The sequence below is a fragment of the Clostridiales bacterium FE2011 genome, assembly GCA_017569305.1.
Lineage (GTDB): Bacteria > Bacillota > Clostridia > Christensenellales > Aristaeellaceae > Aristaeella.
Window position 1 is genome coordinate 940,234 of sequence record CP069418.1, and the last position, 18,614, is coordinate 958,847.

Here is an 18,614-nt window from a genome sequence, read left to right on the forward strand (position 1 = left end):
CCGGTCCGGCTATGTTTATCCGCTTTAAGTCTTTATTATCTGTTATTCATACTTTTTTTCGGAGGAAAAAAACGATGGTTCGCACTCGTTTCGCGCCCAGTCCTACGGGCTTTATGCATCTCGGCGGCGTCCGTACCGCCCTTTATGAGTACCTGATCGCAAAACAGAACAACGGCACCTTTATCCTGCGCATTGAGGATACCGACCAGGAGCGTTTTGTGCCCGGTGCCACAGAGGTCATCTATGACACCCTGCGCGCCTGCGGCCTGAACTGGGACGAAGGTCCGGACATCGGCGGTGACTACGGTCCCTATATCCAGTCCGAGCGGAAGGCCACCTACCTGCCCTACGCGAAGCAGCTGGTGGAATCCGGCCATGCCTATTACTGCTTCTGCTCCAAGGAAGAGATCGATGAGCGCCGCGCCGCGGTGGAAGCCGCCGGCGGCACCTGGAAATATGACAAGCACTGCATGCACCTTTCCAAAGAGGAAGTGCAGCAGAAGCTGGATGCCGGCATCCCGTGGACCATCCGCATGAACGCTCCCACCGAAGGTGAGACCAGCTACCATGACATGGTCTTTGGCGATATGACCTTCCAGAACTCTGAAGCCATGGATGACATGGTCCTCATCAAGCAGGACGGCATGCCCACCTACAACTTCGCCAACGTCATCGATGACCACCTGATGAACATCACCCACGTGGTCCGCGGCATGGAGTACCTGTCTTCCACCCCGCGCTACAACTATCTATACAACGCGTTCGGCTGGGACATCCCCACCTATGTGCATCTGCCCACCGTCATGCGGGACGCCACCCATAAGCTGTCCAAGCGGGATGGCGACGCCTATTATTCCGACTATATCGAGAAGGGCTTCCTGACTGAGGCGCTGATCAACTATCTGGCCCTGGTCGGCTGGAATCCCGGCACGGATCAGGAATTCTTCACCCTGCCGGAGCTGGTCAAAGCCTTCGATATCAAGCGGATCAACAACTCTCCCGGAATCTTTGACGTCAACAAGCTGGAGTGGATGAACAGCCAGTATGTGGCAAAGATGGATCCGGAGAAGTACCTCCAGATGGCAACCCCGTGGTTTGACAAGGTCCTTGCCGGAAAGAACATCGATTACCGCCGTCTGGCCGAGCTGATGCAGAGCCGCACGGATATCTTCTCCCGCATTCCCGAGAAGATCGCTTTCCTGGCGGAAATGCCTGACTATGACACCGCCATCTTCTTCAACAAGAAGCAGAAGAGCGATGAGGCCGTTGCGAAAGAGGTCCTTCCCCTGCTGATTCCCGTTCTGGAGGGAATCACCGACTGGACCGAAGCAAACATCCACGATGTCGTCATGGAAAAGATCCAGGCCTGGGAGCGTAAAACCGGTTCAGTCCTCTGGCCCATGCGTATTTCCATCTCCGGTCAGGAGTCCACACCCGGCGGCGCCTTCGAGATTGCGTATCTCCTCGGCAAGGATGAGACCATTCGCCGCATGAAAGCTTCCCTGGCCAAACTTGGCTGACGAAACTCACACAAAAGCAAGAGCCCCTGCCCGCGTCAAAAACCGGCAGGGGCTTATTTTTCAAAGCGCAGAAGGTTATTCATAAGGATGTACGATTTATTCTGAATTTTCTTGTTGACACGCCCTGTTCTCTCTGCTATAATACCGCTTGCGGCTAAAGCCGATGGGGAATGGTGTAACGGCAGCACCTACGACTCTGACTCGTATTGTCTAGGTTCGAATCCTAGTTCCCCAGCTTTTCTTTTTCTTGGCTCCGTTGTCTAGAGGCCTAGGACGCGGCCCTCTCAAGGCTGAAACACGGGTTCGAATCCCGTCGGAGCTGCTTTTTTTATGGTCTTGCACATGAGTGGGTGCAAGGTTATTTTTTTGCTCAAAAACACATTTTCACCAAAAAAACACAGACCCCTGACAGGCTTGAAATCAAAGGGGAAGAAGGGACATCTGCAGGTGCGGATGTCCCTTCTGGTCTTCCCTAGCGGAACAAAAACAACATGTGCATCGTTATATAGACATAGGACCTGCTGAAGGTCCTGTTCAGATAAAGGAGGGATACCTATGAAGAAACTCGTTGCAATTTTGTCAATCGTAATGATTCTGCTGACCTCGGCGGCGCTGGCACAGGACTATGCGACCCCGACCGATATAGGCGCAACGCCGACCAACCTGAGGCCTTCCGCCCGGGATACGGTACAGAGGCCCTCATTCAACAACTTCGGGGAAGCCCTGAAGGCGAACCCCGCTGATGTATGCACATATACTGATAAATCCTGCATCACGATGGTGGAATCCGACGGAATCTACTACCGCTTTGTGGCAAAGTATGACAACAAGGCCAAGAAGCTCTGGAAGGAAGGCCAGGAGGAACTGACCCCTGACCAGGTCTGGCCGGACCAGGAATTCATTGATTATGCCAGCACGCTGCCCGTGAAGTATGACGGCGAGTTTACCGATCAGCCCTTTGACCAGGCAGTGCTGGATCAGCTGGTTGGCAAAACCGTGGCGGACGCGAAAAAATCCGGATATCAGTTTGTTGCCACCAGATATGACGAAGCGCCCGCAGAAATCAACTGCACCCTGACCAACGGATATTATGAATACCAGGTGATTATCAACGAATCCTGGGACGAATACCAGGAACACAAAGAGAAGAACAACTATGACGACCTGACCATTAAGGGCATCTCCCTGTCCGAGATGATGTTCTCCCCCAAGGCCTGGGGCATCTGATCCGCAGGCTGAACACTTATGATTGACAAAAAGCCCGCTGCCGTTTGGCAGCGGGTATCCTTCTGATCAGCGTCTGCTGGTCTGTTGCCGGTTCGGTGTAAATTTTCGTCAATGAAAGCCTTTTCCCTGGCACGCTCATCGGCTTCATTGTTTACACCATGTTCACATAACCGCATTGATCCTCTTTTTTCTTTTGTGTATAATATTATCGTCGGGTTATGCCCTTCACTCTTTTTCACGGAGGAATAACAATCATGATGAAACGTCTTTTCTGTATCCTGCTGTCGCTGGTTATGCTGATGAGCGTATCTTTCGCGCTGGCAGAAGATACTGCGGATGCCGCTGCAGAGGCCGAGACCGCGGAAGTTATTTCTGATGAACCGGTTCTGCTGGTCACCGTTAACGGCCAGGAAATCCAGTCTGACAATGATTACCTGCTCTATATGCAGTCCAATTATCTGAACTGGGCCTCTTCCAGCGGTTACGACACCAGCGATGCTTCCCTGATCACCGCTGTCAACCAGCAGTCTCTGTATGACACCATCGGATACTTCCTGGTCCTGCAGAAGGGCAAGGAACTGGGACTGGATCAGTTTACTGATGATGACAAAGCCGCTTTTGCTGCAACCGCAAAAGAGCAGTGGGAAGAAATCGTCAACAGCTTTGTTTCTGCCAACGAAGCAAACACCGAAGATTCCTCTGATGAGGACAAGGCTGCTGCCCGCGCCGATGCGGAAGCCCAGCTGCTGTCTGACTATGGTTATGACGAAGCCCGCTACATCAAGGAATACGGCGATCAGGCTGTCAATAACACAATCTATCAGCGTGTGACCGATCATCTTTCCAAAGATCTTAAGGTGACCGATGAGGACATCCAGACTTACTTCGATGATCTCGTGAAAGACGATCAGGAAATCTATGAAAACGACGCCGGATCTTACGAGTTCTACACCCGGTATTACGGCCAGCCTTCCTACTACATGCCCGCAGGTTACCGCGGCATCACTCACATCCTGCTGAAGGTGGATGATGAGCTGCTGAACACCTGGAAGGATCTGAGCGCGCGGCTGGAAGAGCAGAAGTCCGCGGCTGAAGAAGCCGCCGAAGCGACTCCTGCTGCGGATGCAGAGCCGACAGCTGAACCCGAGCCCACCGAAGAACCTGTCACCGAAGAAATGGTCAGCAACGCAAAACAGGCCATTCTGGACAGCGTTAAGGCCACAGTCGATGAGATCAAGGCCAAGCTGGACGGCGGTGCCACCTTCGAGGACCTGATCAAGGAATACGGCACGGATCCCGGTATGGAAGACGCTGCCACTCTTGCGGAAGGTTATCCCGTACACAATGACAGCATCCTGTACGATCCTGCCTTCAAGGATGCCGCCATGGCGCTTGAAAAAGTCGGCGACATCAGTGATCCCGTGGTCGGCCAGTATGGCGTGCATATCCTGCAGTACCTGCGTGACGTTCCCAGCGGTGCTGTGGAACTGACCGATGAAATGAAGGATGAGTTCCGTGCAACCATCCTGCAGGAAATGATTACGGAGACGGTGCACAGTGCTGTGGACCAGTGGATGGAAGAAGCCGAAATCGTCTACACTGAAGCCGGCGAGCCCTGGAAGGCGCCCGTGGATGATGAAGGCGATGCTGAGGAAGCTGCTGAAGCTCCCGCCGAGGAAGCCGCCGAAACCCCGGCCGAATAAGCATCCTGCATATCAAAGAAGAGCTGTGAGTTCAATCTCACAGCTCTTCTTTATTGAGAATAATCATTTATACCTTATGTATATCAGGTTCCCTCGCCCCGGCTGCGTGCTTTGGCCCGCAGGGCGTGATCCAGCTGGCGTTTCCGCATGCGCAGGCTCTTGGGAGTGATCTCCAGCAGTTCATCATCGTCAATGAACTCCAGGCACTCTTCCAGGGTCAGCGGATGCACGGAGATCAGGCGCATGGCATCTTCGGAAGCGGAAGCGTTGCGCATATTGGTCACGTGCTTTGCCTTGCAGACGTTGCACACCAGGTCGCCCGGGCGGGCATTCTGGCCGCAGATCATACCGGCATAGACGTTCTCACCGGCGCCGATGAACAGCGTGCCGCGTTCCTGCGTGTAGAACAGGCCGTAGCTGGTGGAAACACCGGTTTCAAAGCAGATCAGGGCACCGGCATTGCGGTGCGGAATATCACCCTTCACGGGCTCGTAACGCTCAAACACGGAGGACATGATGCCTTCGCCGCGGGTGTCGGTCATGAACTCGCTGCGGTAGCCGAACAGGCCGCGGGAGGGTACCAGGAACTCCAGGCGTACCCGGTCCAGGCCGCTCATATGCTCCAGGGTGCCGCGGCGGCGGCCGATCTTTTCAATAACCGCACCGGCGGACGCCTGGGGCGTATCCACGATCAGGCGCTCAATGGGCTCGCACTTGACTCCGTCAATCTCCTTGTAGATGACCTTGGGCTTGCTCACGGCAAATTCATAGCCCTGGCGGCGCATATTCTCGATCAGGATGGACAGGTGAAGCTCACCGCGGCCGCACACCTCAAAGGAGTCTGTGGTCTCTGTATCGTTTACCCGCAGGGAAACATCGGTCTGCAGTTCCTTCATCAGGCGGGCACGCAGGTGGCGGCTGGTCACGAACTGGCCTTCACGGCCGGCAAAGGGGCTGTCGTTGACGGAGAAGGTCATGGTCACGGTAGGCTCGGAAATCTTCACGAAGGGCAGGCCTTCCACGCAGGAAGGATCGCAGACCGTATCACCGATGGAGATGTCCTCCGCGCCATACAGGGCAACAATATCACCCATGCTGGCTTCAGCGGCGTTCACCCGCTTCAGGCCGTCATACAGGAACAGACCGCCCAGGCGCCACATGGGGCTGGTCACACCGGTTTCCAGGTTCGTGTGCACAACGTTCATACCTTCGGTAAAGGTACCGCGGACAATGCGGCCGACACCGATACGACCCACATACTCGCTGTAGTCAACGGTGGAGATCAGCACCTGCGCGGGGCCTTCCGCGTCGCCTTCCGGAGCGGGAATATACTTCAGGATCGCGTCAAACAGGGGCTGCAGATCGGTGCCGGGCTGTTCCAGGTCCAGCGTCGCCGTACCCTTCCGGGCGGAAACATACAGGATCGGATTCTCGATGGTGCTTTCATCCGCTTCCAGGTCAATCAGCAGATCCAGGATCTCGTTGACCACTTCGTCGCATCTCGCGTCCGGACGGTCAATCTTGTTGATCACGATCAGGACCTTCAGCTTCAGTTCCAGTGCCTTTTTCAGCACGAAACGGGTCTGGGGCATCGGACCTTCAAAGCTGTCGATCAGCAGCAGCACGCCGTCCACCATCTTCAGCACGCGCTCCACTTCGCCGCCGAAGTCGGCGTGGCCGGGCGTGTCGACGATATTGATCTTATGGCCGCGGTAGTGTACCGCAGTGTTTTTGCTCAGGATGGTAATGCCGCGTTCACGTTCCAGATCGTTGGAGTCCATAACGCGGTCCACGGTCTGCTGGTTCTCGCGGTATACGCCGCCCTGCTTGAGCATCTGGTCAACCAGGGTTGTCTTGCCGTGGTCAACGTGCGCGATAATTGCTATATTTCTGATATCTTCCCGAATCATATATTCCCTTTCCTTCTTATCTGTTGGCACCGACTCATAATTCTGAATTATGAATTGTGAATTGTGAATTATCTCTCTGCTGTCTCCTTCAGTTCCAGGCCTTCATTGTTTTCCACGGCCAGGCGGATGCTCCACTCGTTTTCAAACAGCAGCACGTCCCGTCCATGGCTGTCTTTGGCCCGGCCGGAGGTGGAGGTCAGCTTCAGATCCTCCACAGGCTTCGGGGTCTTGATGACCCACCGGACGTGGCGGAAGGGCATACCCTCCATCACGATCTCCGTCTGGTATTCGGTCCGCAGGCGGTGCTCCAGTACTTCAAACTGCAGCACGCCGACTACGCCGACCATGAACTCTTCCAGGCCCGTTTCCGTCCGGATGAAGGTCTGGATGGCGCCTTCCTCGGCCAGCTGGCTGATGCCTTTCTGGAACTGTTTGCGCTTCATGCTGTCCATCGGGCGCACCCGATTGAAGAACTCAGGCGCGAACACCGGAATGTTGGCATAGTGCATTTTCGGTCCGGTGGAAAGCGTGTCTCCCAGCCGGTATATCCCGGGGTCAAACAGGCCGATGATGTCGCCTGCCCATGCCTCCTCCACCGCTTCACGCTCATCCGCCATGAACTGCTGGGGCTGCTTGAGCGCCACGATCTTGTTAGTGCCGGAATGCCACACTTCCATGCCCTTTTCAAAGGCACCGGAAACAATCCGCATAAAGGCGAGCCGATCCCGGTGAGCCGGGTTCATGTTCGCCTGGATCTTGAAGATGAAACCGGAAAAATACGGTTCTTCCGGCCCGATGATTCCGGTGTCGCTTTCCCGGGGCAGCGGCGGGGGCGTGAAGGACAGGAACCTGTCCAGGAACGGCTCCACACCGAAGTTGGTAACAGCGGAACCAAAGAACATGGGCGTCAGTTCGCCCGCCCGCACCTTTTCCAGGTCAAAGGAGTCTCCTGCTTCATCCAGCAGTTCCACTTCCTCCGCCAGCCGGTCGCGGTAATGCTTCTCCAGCACCTTTTCCAGTTCCGGATCATCAATGCTGATGTCCGTCTTTTCAACCATCTTTTTACCGTGATCACCGCCGGTGTACAGTTCCACCATCCGGGTATCCCGGTGATATACGCCCTGGAAGTCTCCGTCTACGCCGATGGGCCAGTTGATGGGGCAGGAACGGATGCCCAGCACCTGCTCCAGCTCTTCCATCAGGGAGAAGGGATCCTTCGCGGCCCGGTCCATCTTGTTTACAAAGGTGAAAATCGGGATGTTCCGCATCCGGCAGACCTTGAACAGCTTGATGGTCTGTGCTTCGACGCCCTTTGCGGCGTCCAGCAGCATAACCGCTGCGTCCGCGGCAACCAGTACCCGGTAGGTATCTTCCGAGAAGTCCTGGTGGCCGGGGGTGTCCAGGATGTTGATCCTGTATCCGTCATACACGAACTGCATGGCGGAGCTTGTCACGGAAATACCGCGCTGCTTCTCAATCTCCATCCAGTCCGAAGTGGCGTGCTTGTCCGTCTTCCGGGCTTTAACGCTGCCCGCGCTGCGAATTGCTCCGCCGTACAGCAGCAGCTTTTCAGTCAGCGTGGTTTTACCCGCGTCAGGATGGGAGATAATGGCAAAGGTACGCCGCTTCTCCACCTCTTCGTGCAGAAGCGTCCGGAACTCCCGGGAATCTCTCTCTGGCAGCATAACTTTCTCCCCCTGAACAGACTGAAAAAAGGTAACCAGCACGGACCTTCCGGCCCGCGTGGCACAAAACACTGTATTTTATACCTTGTAGGCTTGAATTGTCAAGGGATGCCGCTCACAGCAATCCTGAAATCTTATCGATGTTAAACCATGTAATTCTGAATTCTGAATTCATAATTCTGAATTATTCTTCTACGCTCCAGTTCTCCGCGTTGAAGATATCCTGATTACGGAAGGTAATCTTCAGCGGATCTGAGAAGGTGTTGCCGCAATTGGTCACAATATGCCAGTCGGATTCCACGATATGGTGTTCCGGGATCGTCTGAACCTCGCTCTTCACTGCCTTGCCGGTAAACGGATTCACAGGATCCGTAACGGTATTCTCGAAGGCCAGGGCAGGTGTTTCCGCGTTGGTCATGAAAGTTGTATCCGTGGTGAAGCCCTGTGCCCCGAAGTCCTTGACCATCAGCAGCGGATTATAGCAGGTGGTGTCCGCCCATTCGTCCGCCAGGTACCGACCTGCGGTTCCTTCGTTCGTCAGGCGGTCCCGCAAATCTATCCCGGTCAGTCCCAGGTAACAGCCATGGTCGGATACCACAATGATCCGGGTATTGTCATACACACCCTGTTCCCGCAGCTCGTCAAACCAGCTGCCAAGCTGGATAAACGCGGCCATGTCGGACTGATAATGGATCCGCACGTTCTCATCCGCCTGGGTCAGGTCCAGTTCCTTTCCGTCTTCGGTACGGCGGATGCCATGCTCCGCTTCATAGGCGGTGTTGTCAACACTGTTGGTTGGCGTATAATCCGGCTCCTGCAGTTCGATAACGTCATGGGTCATTTCATTGGTCAGCATCAGGAAGGTGTTGGTTCCCTCATCCGTCACCCGGGTCATGGTGTGGAGGTTCTTCATCACCATATAGTTGTTCAGGAAGTCCGGGGATACGCCGATCAGTTCGGACCCTTCTCCTTCATCCGCTTTCACGTCCATCTCCAGGTACCGGCCCTGGTCATACAGGGTCTCCTGGAGCACCAGGGGGGCAGAGCGGAACAGGCTGTAGAAGAAGATATTCCGGTTGCGGTTCCGGTCCAGGTTCTCCAGCATCTGCACCTTGTATTCGTCAAACATGCCGATGGTGTTATAGGTGCGGATTTCCGGATACTCATCGTAGATGCTCATATCCGAAATCCACTGGTAATTGGCATAGGGCGCGTCACATACCGTCACTTCATAACCCGCGTTCATAAAGTTGACCGGCATGATCTTCAGCGCCTCGTTCTGCTTGTCCTTCAGGGAAAGCTCATCCCGTTCCTCCAGGCCATCCGGGGTATACTCATATCCCCCGAAGAGTGCCGGGGACGCTATATTGGTATGATAGCCGTAGGAAAGCGTATTCGGATAATATGTGAAGCCGTCAAACTGTTCCTTCAGTTCAGGCTTTTCATTCAGAAGATAGGGAACAAATCCGCTGATAGCCCGGTCAACCATGATCACGACCACATTTTTGCCTTCCCTGTCCAGCCGGAAGGTAACGTCCTCCGCCTTGATCCTGGCAGTAATATCCCGGACCTCCACTGCTTTTTTCTCCATGCCGTTGATGTTGATCACGGACATCACCACCAGGGCAATACAGCCATACAGGCTCACAATCCGCAGGATCACAGAATGCTTCCTGCGCAGAAGGCATACTCCCGCAATTGCGGCAAGCACACAGCCCGTGTTCAGCAGCACTTTCCAGAGCTGGTTGGAGATATTTGTCTCATACTGCAATGCGGACGAGATGAATCCGTAGTCTTTGCCGAAGAACATATAGTTCACTGCCGCGGAAACCGCGCAGATCGCCATAAACAGCGTAAACCGCTTACGCGCCTTGGGCGCAAGCAGCATACCGTACAGGATTCCCCAGAACAGGAATGTGCCCGCCGCCAGCAGGGAGGAAGAAAGCAGGTACTGGGCCGGGTTCTGGTAGTAATGGGCATCCACAAACTCTGCCGGGGATGCCCCGATCAGGGCGGAAGGAACAAACACACCCGTCAGGATGGCCATATACAGGCAGCAGAGGATCAGCAGGATTTTATTGTTCTTATCCGTTTTCCGCTGCCGTTTGTTCAGTTCCATGGGCTGGTATCCCAGCTTCGTCAGCTGCCGCAGCAGGGCGAACACAGCGTATCCGATCCAGAACAGAATCAGTCCGCCGTATTGTCCCAGGTCTTTGATGGGACCGAAGGATGCGCCGCGGAAAGCCCGCAGTCCGGTAAACCAGCGGTAGGTGGCATACAGGCACAGCAGCTGGACGCCCCAGAGCATGATCGTTCTTCCGGCTTCCTTCCGGAAATCCGGCTTATGCTTCGGTTTCAGCGGGGAGGTGATCAGGCAGAATACCAGGCTCAGGCAGATGATTGCCATACCCGGGCTCATGGACATCCGGGTAAAAAGGGAGCAGAGCACTTCAAGGAGCAGCTGCACGGGTTTCACCGTCAGTGTCCCCAGCATTGTCCATATTTTCACGTGCTGCTCCCCCTTTCAATCGTACGGTCAATTATGTTACCACAGGTCTCCGCCGCTGACAACTGACCGGAATCGGTCATTTTCCCGCAAAAAAGGGTACGCCGCAGCGTACCCTTAACGGGCAGATTGTATGATGCCTTTCCTGATTTCTGATTCATTTTTTCCGCCATGTCAAAAAGTACCGTCCGCATGGCAGGATGATCACGGAAAACTTCTTCATTCCCGGTTGCATACTCCTTCTCTGTGATACTGATAGAACGATCCTTGCCCGTTCTTTCTTCCCTGCATCCGGGAGAACTCTGCATTTTCCTCAGTCCCGGTCAAGTTCCTTGCTCAGCAGGTAACGGTCCCCGTCGTCCCTGAAGATTGTATAACCCAGCCTTTCATAGAAGCGGAAAGCGGATTCATTGCTCTTTTCAACGTGCAGGACAATGGCCGGAATACCGATCTCCATCGCGTAAGCCTCAGCTGTCTCCATCAGCTTCGTTCCGATTCCGCTGCCTCTGTAAGCGGCCGTCACCGAGAAATCGTCAAGATAGAGATAGGCCTGCTCTTCACGATACACTTCAATGGACAGGAACGCTCTGACGGCATCATCTTCCGCGACATAGATCCGGTTTTCTCCGCCGTTCCAGAATGAATCCAGATAACCGGCTTCATATCCCTTCACATCATCTTTATGATAGATGGTCTGCAGCATTTCCCGGAACAGTGCGTCTATTTTTTCCGCGTCTTCCGGAACGGCCGTCCTGATCCGGCAGGCTGCCTTCCCCGATTCGGTTTTCCCTTTGTTCAGGTATGCAGCGGTAAAAGCGTCAATATCCGCATAGTGTTCTGCTTTCATCCCGGCTTTTTCATATTCCTGCAGATACTGTTCCAGCACTTTGTCAAAACCTGCCGCGGTCTTCTTCAGGTCATTCGGATCATAAGTCTGGAGTACGTCATGTGTTCCGATTTCGACCGCATTGCTGATATCGGCCAGCATTTCGTTCAGGCTTTCAAGGCTCATAAAAGCCAGATGGCGGTCACCGTTCTCGGCAGCCTGCACCATCTTTCCGTGCCAGTTGGAGAACATCTCCTCATAGGTTCCGGACAGTGTATCCGCGCAGGCGGGTTTTTTCTCCGGCTGAAGAGACTGCCTCGCCGTCCGGAAACAGGCTGTCAGCTCTTTCATCAGCCATGTCAGCCGTTCTTTCACACTGCCCGCGGTTTCCGCTGCCAGAATATCCTCGATCATGCCGCACAGGTTTTCCGGCCTTTTTTTCATGGCATTCAGTTCTTCATAGCGCCGTTTGACGCCCAGCCGGAAATATGTTTTGTTCAGCAGGGCAACCGCGTTTTCCGCGTAATAGATCGCGCCGCCTGCCCGTCTGCGCACCTCGTTCAGGCCTTCCTCAGTCATGGCTTCTGCGAAGCAGCACTGTGCCTCTTTCAGTTCTTTTTCCGCCTTTTCGCAGTCTGCCTCCCCAAAGGGCTCCGACATCGTCTTCCGCACTTCATCCCGCAGCTTCTCCAGTTCCACCCTGTACTTTTCGTCAGCACAGTATACAATCCGGGAATCCATCAGCTTGCCGATATGGGGATGTTCATAACGGGCGTCCTGCCGCAATCCTTCCCAGTTCGTGCAGTAAATGTCATGCCCTACGCCCAGGTCATCCTGGATAAAGGCTTTTCCAAGCTGCCAGCCCCGGTCGTCATTGATGAGGATCAGCAGATCCAGGTCCGACAGCGGGTGAATATCCCCCGTCTGAAAGGATCCGTATATTCCGATCAATGCTACCGAACCCGGGCACAATGCTTGTTCTTTTTCAATGACAGCGTCAATAATCTTCTGGTTCCTGATTTCCAGTTCTTTCATCTTTACCACTTCCTTTTAGTTCAGAAACCGGCGGCTGAAGCACTCAGCCGCGCAGCTTCTTGGACAGGAACAGGACGAGATCGTCGTCAACGGTGCAGACCGTTTCATACTGTTCACATTGTTTACCCTGATACCATACGCCGGTTCCGTCCGGAATATATCCGCGCTTGATATACATCCGCTGGGCAGCGCCATATCCGTCATGCAGTCCCACAGCCAGACATACGGTGTCCGCATACAGTCCCGCAATCTGTTCCGCCGCGTCCATCAGTTTGCTGCCGATTCCTTTTCTCTGGTATTTCTGCAGCACACTGAAATCATGGATTTCCGGCCAGCCTTTTTCTTTGAAAGGACCATTATGCGGGGTCAGGTAAACATACACTGAGCCGGCAGGTTGCCCCTGATACTCAGCTGTCAGCGCAACGCATCTGCCTTCTGCCTGATCCTGTATTCTCTTCTGGTATACGGCAATATCCGGATGCCAGCCCTGGGCAGTAAATTCTTCTACAAAAACCTGCCCGTCTGCCTCTTCCATATTGCGGATAACCAGTCCGTCATCTTTATAATAAATCATACTTTTCTCCCTGATTCATATTGATCATTCCGTTCGTTGGCTCACTCAGCCATATCCCGTAAACAATAAACAGCATATTCAGTCAGGGACCGGAAGCCATGGCCTTTTGCCAGCTCTGCCGATATCCTGTTCTGTGCGTCCCAGTGGATGGTCAGTCCCTTCCTGCTGCACTGGCTCATTATTTCCGTCGTGCAATGATCCGCAAGCCCCCGCTTCCGGTGTCCGGGATCAGTACAGATATCCAGCTCCGCCTGGTCTTCAAACGTCAGAAAACTTGACGCGGCTGCAACGACCTGTCCGTTGTACAGCACGGCTGCTCCTGCGCCCCGTTCCGAAAAGTCTTCAAAACCGGCATAGTTTCCCCCGTGGCCAAAGGGATGCGCTTCAAAAATGGCCGGGGTAAACGGAGTTAAGATGTATCCTTCCGGCAGCGGCTTCAAAGGCTTTACAGATTCCGCACAAAGCGGCTCCATCACTTCCCGCCGGAATACGGCCTGCATCGGCAGCTTCCGGAGATAGTTTTCCCATTCAGCGCTCAAGCACACCAGCCAGCTTCCATAAAACAGCTCCGGATGTGCTGAGAAAAAACCTTCGTCCGGTTTCCCGGTCAGGTAGGTAAACAGGGCTTGATACACGCATCCGCCCGGATAGGAAAAGGCAGTGCCGAATTTTCCTTCCATGCAGGCTGTCAGTAAAAGCGGTATTTCCGTCAGCACGCCGCTGCCGGTTTTGTTCCAGATCTCTGTCTTCGGTTCAGTTGCCATCTTTACTCTCTTCCCATCACTTTACGGCACCAGGACTTTTCCCCGCAGTGCGGACACTTCAGGTGCCTCTTTGAAATCATGTTGAATCCGGACATGTGCGCCCAGAACTTAGGCACAAAGGCCTCCCCGCATTTTGCGCACTGATAATACCCGATCTTCCGCTGTCCTTCCATAACGGCCACGCAGCCAACCGCAAAGATCACGCACGCAATGGCAATCAGAATCAGTTTTACGTTCAGTGGGATCACATTCGTATACACGCACACCACAATCAGCAGCGTAATGAAGGAAACCAGCGATACGCCGCCCAGGATAAGCGTTAACACAAACTGTTTTTTGTTTGCTTCTCTTTCCTTGATCATTTCCACCATATTATCCTCCGCCTTTTTCTGATAATCTTCTCCCGAAACAAGTTCTCCGGACAGCAGATCATTAACGGTAATACCCAGCTCCCCGCACAGCGGAAGCAGCAGGGATACTTCCGGGAATCCGTTGCCGCACTCCCATTTGGAAATTGTCTTGTCGCTGATATTCAGCTTCTCTGCCAGCTGTTTCTGGGTATAGCCTTTCTTTTTCCGTTCTTCGGCAATAAAGCGTCCGCTTCTGACCTGGTCCATGATCTTCCTCCTTCCGGGATTGATTATCCTGCTGTCTTTCTCTCATTTACACCCACGAATCGTAGAATCTGGTGGAAATGGCGGAATCCACGATCCGTAGAGTCGATTTATGCGGTTTCTTTTTGCTCTCCTCCCCTGGGTTCACTTCTTCTTTTGTTTCGGTGCCGGAAGCTCATCATACATGGCTTCCAGCAGTTCTTCCAGGAACTCCCGGTTGTCCACGTCTGCCAGCAGCATTTCTTTTGCCCCCTCATAGGGAAGCTCCCGTTCAGCGTCCGGCATCATCGCGACGGCGGATTTTGTGGGCTTCACCAGGAACCGGTCGTCATAGATCCCCCCGACGATCTTTCCACGCCAGTAAATGATGTACTCCCCCATCATTGTCTTCCAGGTCACATTCTCCAGACCCGAAAGCTGCTCCAGGATAAAATCCAGGTATTCCCTGCTCGATGCCATATCATGTCTCCCCTGTTCACTTTCATGCGCTGAATCAGTTATATTTCATCATATCATAAACTCAGGAGAACAGGAACCTACCGAAAGTATGAAAAAAGCCGGATACGACTGATATATACAGTATGTGATCCGCCAATCTTCTGCCGGATTCTTGTCCTGTCCCGGGTAACATGCTAATATGAATGGAGTGTTCATCAAAACATCTGCAAAGGGTGCGTGAAAGCGAATGAATCAGAAGCAAAGACGGGTCTGGCTGATCCGTGCGCTGCTGGAGGAAATGCCGCAGTATCAGTACCCTGTGTTTCCTTATACGCCGGATCGCCAGTGGCGGCTTTTACGCAGCCTGATGAATGTCCGCCCGCCGGTACCTGTTACAGAGGAATTCCTTCAGGTTCAGGACGCTTTCCTGCGGGAAATGACAGAAGAAAAAGGGATTGTGGAGGCGGAAAGCCTGCTGCCCTGTGCGAAAGACAGCCGGCTTGTCCTCTGGCAGGGAGATATCACAGCCCTCAGATGCGACGCCATCGTCAATGCGGCCAGCAGCCGGCTTCTGGGATGCTTTCAGCCCTGCCACGACTGCATTGACAATATCATCCATACCATGAGCGGTGTTCAGCTGCGCCTGGCCTGTCATGAGCTGATGCAGGACCGGGAAGAGCCTGCAGGACGGGCAGAAATCACTCCCGGCTTCAATCTTCCCGCCAGATATGTGCTGCATACAGTTGCACCGGTTATTGAGGGCGATATTACTGCAGAAGCAGAAGCCTTGCTGGCCTCCTGCTGTCGCTCCTGCCTGGAGCTTGCTGAAAACAATGATCTGCACTCCATTGCCTTCTGCAGTCTCTCCGACGGTTCCCGTTTTCCGCAGGATCGCGCAGCTGAAATTACCTTTCGGACGGCGGCTGCATTCCTGCAGAAGGAAACCTGTATCCGGCGGGTCATCTTTACTGTGCCGAAAGGCAGCAGCCTGGCTGTATGGCAGGATCTGCTCGCGTAAGGGAGAAGAAGTACGCATGACAAAAATCGACTGGGTCGCGGAAGCTGTACCGGCGGAAATGGCAGTCCGGCAGGTATACTGCATCATGCTGGACCGGAAAGGCCGCGTCATGCTGCGTGTTGAAAAGAAACCGGACAGAATCAAATACTCGCTGGCCGGCGGCCGTCCCGAGGTCTATGATAACGGAATAGAAGGCACCTGCCGCCGCGAGCTTCTGGAAGAAGTGAATACAGAGATCGAAACGCCCGTATATATCGGTTACCAGCTGGTGAACGAAGGAAACGGCACACCCGCATATGCCCAGGTCAGGATGGCGGCATTGATCCGGAAGATCGGCAAAAAGCAGCCGGATCCTGATAACGGCAAAACCTACGACCGCCTGCTGGTTGCCCCGGAAAAAGCCGCCGCCCTCCTGAACTGGGGCGATGTGGGATACAGCCAGGTCATGAAGGCAAAAGAAGTGATATACCGCCGGTATGGCATCACAGAAGCAAGCAATACGGAAGAATGGGTCTGACCCCCTGGATGATCCGTGGCATTCGCCTCTTTTCCCGGGGCCGAAATCATGTTATACTGTTAAAAATACATTTGGGAGGCATTATATGGCTGTATATCACCGGATCCTGCTGAAGCTCAGCGGTGAAGCGCTCAAATCCGGCTCCGATCTCTTTGATTTTGAAAAAGTTAACGAAGTCGCATCCATCGTTCGCAGGATGCATGATATGGGTGTGGAAGTCGGCATCGTCATCGGCGCCGGCAACATCTGGCGCGGCCGTCAGGGCCCCGCGGCAAATATGGACGCGGTAACCGCCGATCAGATGGGTATGCTGGGCACGGTCATCAACTGCCTGTGCGTGGCGGACGCACTGCGCAAAGCCGGCCTGGATGCCATCGTGCAGTCCGCCGTGGATATGAACCGCTTTGCCGAGCCCTTCAATGCCATGGCTGCCCGCCGTCACCTGTCCGAAGGCCGGGTGGTGCTCTTCGCCTGCGGTACCGGCAACCCCTTCTTCTCCACCGACTCCGGCGTGGCGCTCCGTGCCATTGAAATGGAAGTGGACGCGGTCCTGATGGCCAAGAATATCGACGGTGTCTACACCGCCGACCCGATGAAGGATCCCACCGCCACCCTGATCAAGGACATCACCTACACCGACGCCCTGGCTAAAGGCCTCAAGGTCATGGATGCTTCCGCCTTCGCGCTCTGCGCGGAGAACAAGGTCCCCATGGTTCGGGTCTTCGGCCTGGATGATCCGGAAAACCTGCTCAGGGTCCTGGAAGGCAGCGATATCGGCACCTTCGTTCATCCCTGATTCAACCGCATACAAAAACCGGGATGCATTCGCATCCCGGTTTTATGATGTCTTTCTTATGCAGCCTTGCCGCGCAGCTGGATCTGCTGCCGCTCTTCCACGGTCTTCGCTTCGATGGCATGCTCGGTCTTCACCCAGTGCTGCTGATCGCCGCAGCGGATCAGGCCCACAATCTCATTGAAGATACCCACGATCAGGTTGGCGAAGAAACCGCCGATCATTACCGGAATAGTCCGGATGCTGAAGGGAATCTTGTTATCCATCCAGTCGGCCACATAGAACAGGAACAGGTAGGTATAGCCGAAAAGGAGGCCGCCAACCATCAGGCCGCTCAGGGAAATATCGAAGAATGGTCTACCGGGCACCACCAGGCAAAGCGCGGTGGTCACCACCAGCTGCACAGCCGCCACCACGTAAGCCGCGATGCTGTACATATAGGTCAGCAGACTCAGGAACTCCCAGAAGCTGATTCTTCCGTCAGAAAGCGCACGGAACGTCTTGCCGGTGTTGTGCAGCGCCACATACCAGTGACCCTGTCCCCAGCGGATCTTCTGCCGGATGGAGGCCAGCAGGGAGGTGGGCTTTTCGTCATACACCCGGGTATGATGGTTCCACAGGATCCGGCGGCCTTCCAGCGTCGCTTCCACCTGGATTTCAAAGTCCTCTGTCAGGGACATGGTGGTCCAGCCGCCCCGCTTATACAGGTAGGACGTGGTCATCGCAAATCCCGTACCGCCGATGGCGCAGTTCAGGCCCAGCCGGTATTTGGCCAGGTCGAAGAAGCGGTTGGTCAGCGTATATCCGGTGTAGTAGAACCAGGCCACGACGCCCTTCTTGTTCTTGGCGCCCAGGTAGCACTGGATGAAATCCGGCTTACCCTTGTCCAGGTACTGGCTGTTCACTTCACGGAACATATTGGTATCCATCAGGTTGTCCGCGTCAAAGATCATCATCAGATCATAGCGGTCCTGATAGTCGCCGATAGCCTGCAGCGCCTTCTTCAGGGCAATAGGCTTACCGGTCGGAGCGTCCGGGGATTCCTTGCAGGTCTCGATCACGTTCGCACCGAGATTCCGGGCCACTTCGGCTGTGTTATCCGTGCAGTTATCGGCAATAATATAAAAATCGTACAATTCTTTGGGGTAGTCCATATCATTCAGATTCTGGATGATATCCCCGATGACTTTCTCCTCATTATGAGCGGGAACCAAAACCAGGAACCGGGATTCCGGATCATGATCAGCATAATCTTTCTTTGCTTTTTTGAAACCGAAAAAACCAATCACGATCTGATAGACCATGATGAATGTCAGAAAGAAGCTGCATACCCCCGCCAGTGTTTCAAGGAGTATCCTGATGAACTCCACTTTCCTTTTCCTCCTACAAACCCACAGGGCACCGGCCCTGTCACACACAAAAACACGTAACGGGCTAATTTAACATCACAATCCGTTATTTGTCAAGCCTTGCAATCTTTTATC

15 protein-coding genes and 2 tRNA genes are annotated in these 18,614 nt (G+C 54.1%); 8 read left to right on the forward strand and 9 right to left on the reverse strand.

Annotated features, from left to right (window positions below):
- The first annotated feature begins 74 nt into the window (after window positions 1-74).
- The 5 genes from JRC49_04495 (at window position 75) to JRC49_04515 (ending at window position 4,450) form a co-directional block, all read left to right on the forward strand.
- Window positions 75-1,520, forward strand: coding sequence for a glutamate--tRNA ligase (locus tag JRC49_04495; protein QTE72088.1), 1,446 nt, complete (start codon window positions 75-77; stop codon window positions 1,518-1,520).
- A 164-nt stretch (window positions 1,521-1,684) separates the two neighbouring features.
- Window positions 1,685-1,755 (forward strand) — tRNA-Gln (locus JRC49_04500).
- Window positions 1,756-1,769: 14 nt separating this feature from the next.
- Window positions 1,770-1,842: transfer RNA gene (locus JRC49_04505), tRNA-Glu, on the forward strand.
- 233 nt (window positions 1,843-2,075) lie between these two features.
- A complete protein-coding gene (locus tag JRC49_04510; protein ID QTE72089.1) occupies window positions 2,076-2,747 on the forward strand; it encodes a hypothetical protein in 672 nt (223 codons plus the stop codon).
- Between the two features lie 254 nt (window positions 2,748-3,001).
- Complete coding sequence (locus JRC49_04515) at window positions 3,002-4,450, forward strand: peptidylprolyl isomerase (GenBank protein ID QTE72090.1); 1,449 nt, start codon at window positions 3,002-3,004, stop codon at window positions 4,448-4,450.
- Window positions 4,451-4,533: 83 nt separating this feature from the next.
- Here JRC49_04515 and typA read toward each other — a convergent pair whose 3' ends face one another.
- The 8 genes from typA to JRC49_04555 form a co-directional block, all read right to left on the reverse strand.
- Window positions 4,534-6,360: a translational GTPase TypA gene (gene typA, locus JRC49_04520; protein QTE72091.1), complete on the reverse strand. Its 1,827-nt coding sequence runs from the start codon at window positions 6,358-6,360 to the stop codon at window positions 4,534-4,536.
- Between the two features lie 68 nt (window positions 6,361-6,428).
- On the reverse strand, window positions 6,429-8,045 hold the full coding sequence (locus tag JRC49_04525) for a peptide chain release factor 3 (GenBank protein QTE72092.1): 1,617 nt from the start codon (window positions 8,043-8,045) through the stop codon (window positions 6,429-6,431).
- A 184-nt stretch (window positions 8,046-8,229) separates the two neighbouring features.
- A complete protein-coding gene (locus tag JRC49_04530; GenBank protein ID QTE72093.1) occupies window positions 8,230-10,554 on the reverse strand; it encodes a hypothetical protein in 2,325 nt (774 codons plus the stop codon).
- Between the two features lie 310 nt (window positions 10,555-10,864).
- Window positions 10,865-12,412 (reverse strand): GNAT family N-acetyltransferase, encoded by a 1,548-nt coding sequence (locus JRC49_04535; protein QTE72094.1) that lies wholly within the window; start codon window positions 12,410-12,412, stop codon window positions 10,865-10,867.
- Between the two features lie 43 nt (window positions 12,413-12,455).
- A complete protein-coding gene (locus JRC49_04540) occupies window positions 12,456-12,986 on the reverse strand; it encodes a GNAT family N-acetyltransferase (GenBank protein QTE72095.1) in 531 nt (176 codons plus the stop codon).
- 41 nt (window positions 12,987-13,027) lie between these two features.
- The gene (locus JRC49_04545) at window positions 13,028-13,750 is read right to left on the reverse strand and encodes a GNAT family N-acetyltransferase (protein QTE72096.1); all 723 of its coding nucleotides are present in this window, start codon (window positions 13,748-13,750) and stop codon (window positions 13,028-13,030) included.
- 2 nt (window positions 13,751-13,752) lie between these two features.
- Window positions 13,753-14,367, reverse strand: coding sequence for a helix-turn-helix domain-containing protein (locus tag JRC49_04550; protein QTE72097.1), 615 nt, complete (start codon window positions 14,365-14,367; stop codon window positions 13,753-13,755).
- 141 nt (window positions 14,368-14,508) lie between these two features.
- Window positions 14,509-14,823 carry a TfoX/Sxy family protein gene (locus tag JRC49_04555; GenBank protein QTE72098.1) on the reverse strand — a complete coding sequence of 105 codons (315 nt, stop codon included), beginning with the start codon at window positions 14,821-14,823 and terminating at the stop codon, window positions 14,509-14,511.
- 226 nt (window positions 14,824-15,049) lie between these two features.
- Between JRC49_04555 and JRC49_04560 the strand changes: the two genes are divergently transcribed.
- The 3 genes from JRC49_04560 to JRC49_04570 all read left to right on the forward strand — a co-directional run bounded on the left by JRC49_04560 (window position 15,050) and on the right by JRC49_04570 (window position 17,133).
- Window positions 15,050-15,820: a protein-ADP-ribose hydrolase gene (locus tag JRC49_04560; GenBank protein QTE72099.1), complete on the forward strand. Its 771-nt coding sequence runs from the start codon at window positions 15,050-15,052 to the stop codon at window positions 15,818-15,820.
- Window positions 15,821-15,836: 16 nt separating this feature from the next.
- Window positions 15,837-16,337: an NUDIX hydrolase gene (locus JRC49_04565; GenBank protein QTE72100.1), complete on the forward strand. Its 501-nt coding sequence runs from the start codon at window positions 15,837-15,839 to the stop codon at window positions 16,335-16,337.
- Window positions 16,338-16,422: 85 nt separating this feature from the next.
- Window positions 16,423-17,133: a UMP kinase gene (locus tag JRC49_04570; protein QTE72101.1), complete on the forward strand. Its 711-nt coding sequence runs from the start codon at window positions 16,423-16,425 to the stop codon at window positions 17,131-17,133.
- Between the two features lie 56 nt (window positions 17,134-17,189).
- Here the strand turns inward: JRC49_04570 and JRC49_04575 are convergent, their stop codons facing one another.
- A complete protein-coding gene (locus JRC49_04575; protein ID QTE72102.1) occupies window positions 17,190-18,500 on the reverse strand; it encodes a glycosyltransferase family 2 protein in 1,311 nt (436 codons plus the stop codon).
- Window positions 18,501-18,614: the final 114 nt, after the last annotated feature.

Coding starts and splice junctions, on each gene's coding strand:
- JRC49_04495 (QTE72088.1), top strand. CDS start 75: ATGGTTCGCACTCGTTTCGCGCCCAGTCCTACGGGCTTTATGCATCTC.
- JRC49_04510 (QTE72089.1), top strand. CDS start 2,076: ATGAAGAAACTCGTTGCAATTTTGTCAATCGTAATGATTCTGCTGACC.
- JRC49_04515 (QTE72090.1), top strand. CDS start 3,002: ATGATGAAACGTCTTTTCTGTATCCTGCTGTCGCTGGTTATGCTGATG.
- typA (QTE72091.1), bottom strand. CDS start 6,360: ATGATTCGGGAAGATATCAGAAATATAGCAATTATCGCGCACGTTGAC.
- JRC49_04525 (QTE72092.1), bottom strand. CDS start 8,045: ATGCTGCCAGAGAGAGATTCCCGGGAGTTCCGGACGCTTCTGCACGAA.
- JRC49_04535 (QTE72094.1), bottom strand. CDS start 12,412: ATGAAAGAACTGGAAATCAGGAACCAGAAGATTATTGACGCTGTCATT.
- JRC49_04540 (QTE72095.1), bottom strand. CDS start 12,986: ATGATTTATTATAAAGATGACGGACTGGTTATCCGCAATATGGAAGAG.
- JRC49_04545 (QTE72096.1), bottom strand. CDS start 13,750: ATGGCAACTGAACCGAAGACAGAGATCTGGAACAAAACCGGCAGCGGC.
- JRC49_04550 (QTE72097.1), bottom strand. CDS start 14,367: ATGGACCAGGTCAGAAGCGGACGCTTTATTGCCGAAGAACGGAAAAAG.
- JRC49_04555 (QTE72098.1), bottom strand. CDS start 14,823: ATGGCATCGAGCAGGGAATACCTGGATTTTATCCTGGAGCAGCTTTCG.
- JRC49_04560 (QTE72099.1), top strand. CDS start 15,050: ATGAATCAGAAGCAAAGACGGGTCTGGCTGATCCGTGCGCTGCTGGAG.
- JRC49_04565 (QTE72100.1), top strand. CDS start 15,837: ATGACAAAAATCGACTGGGTCGCGGAAGCTGTACCGGCGGAAATGGCA.
- JRC49_04570 (QTE72101.1), top strand. CDS start 16,423: ATGGCTGTATATCACCGGATCCTGCTGAAGCTCAGCGGTGAAGCGCTC.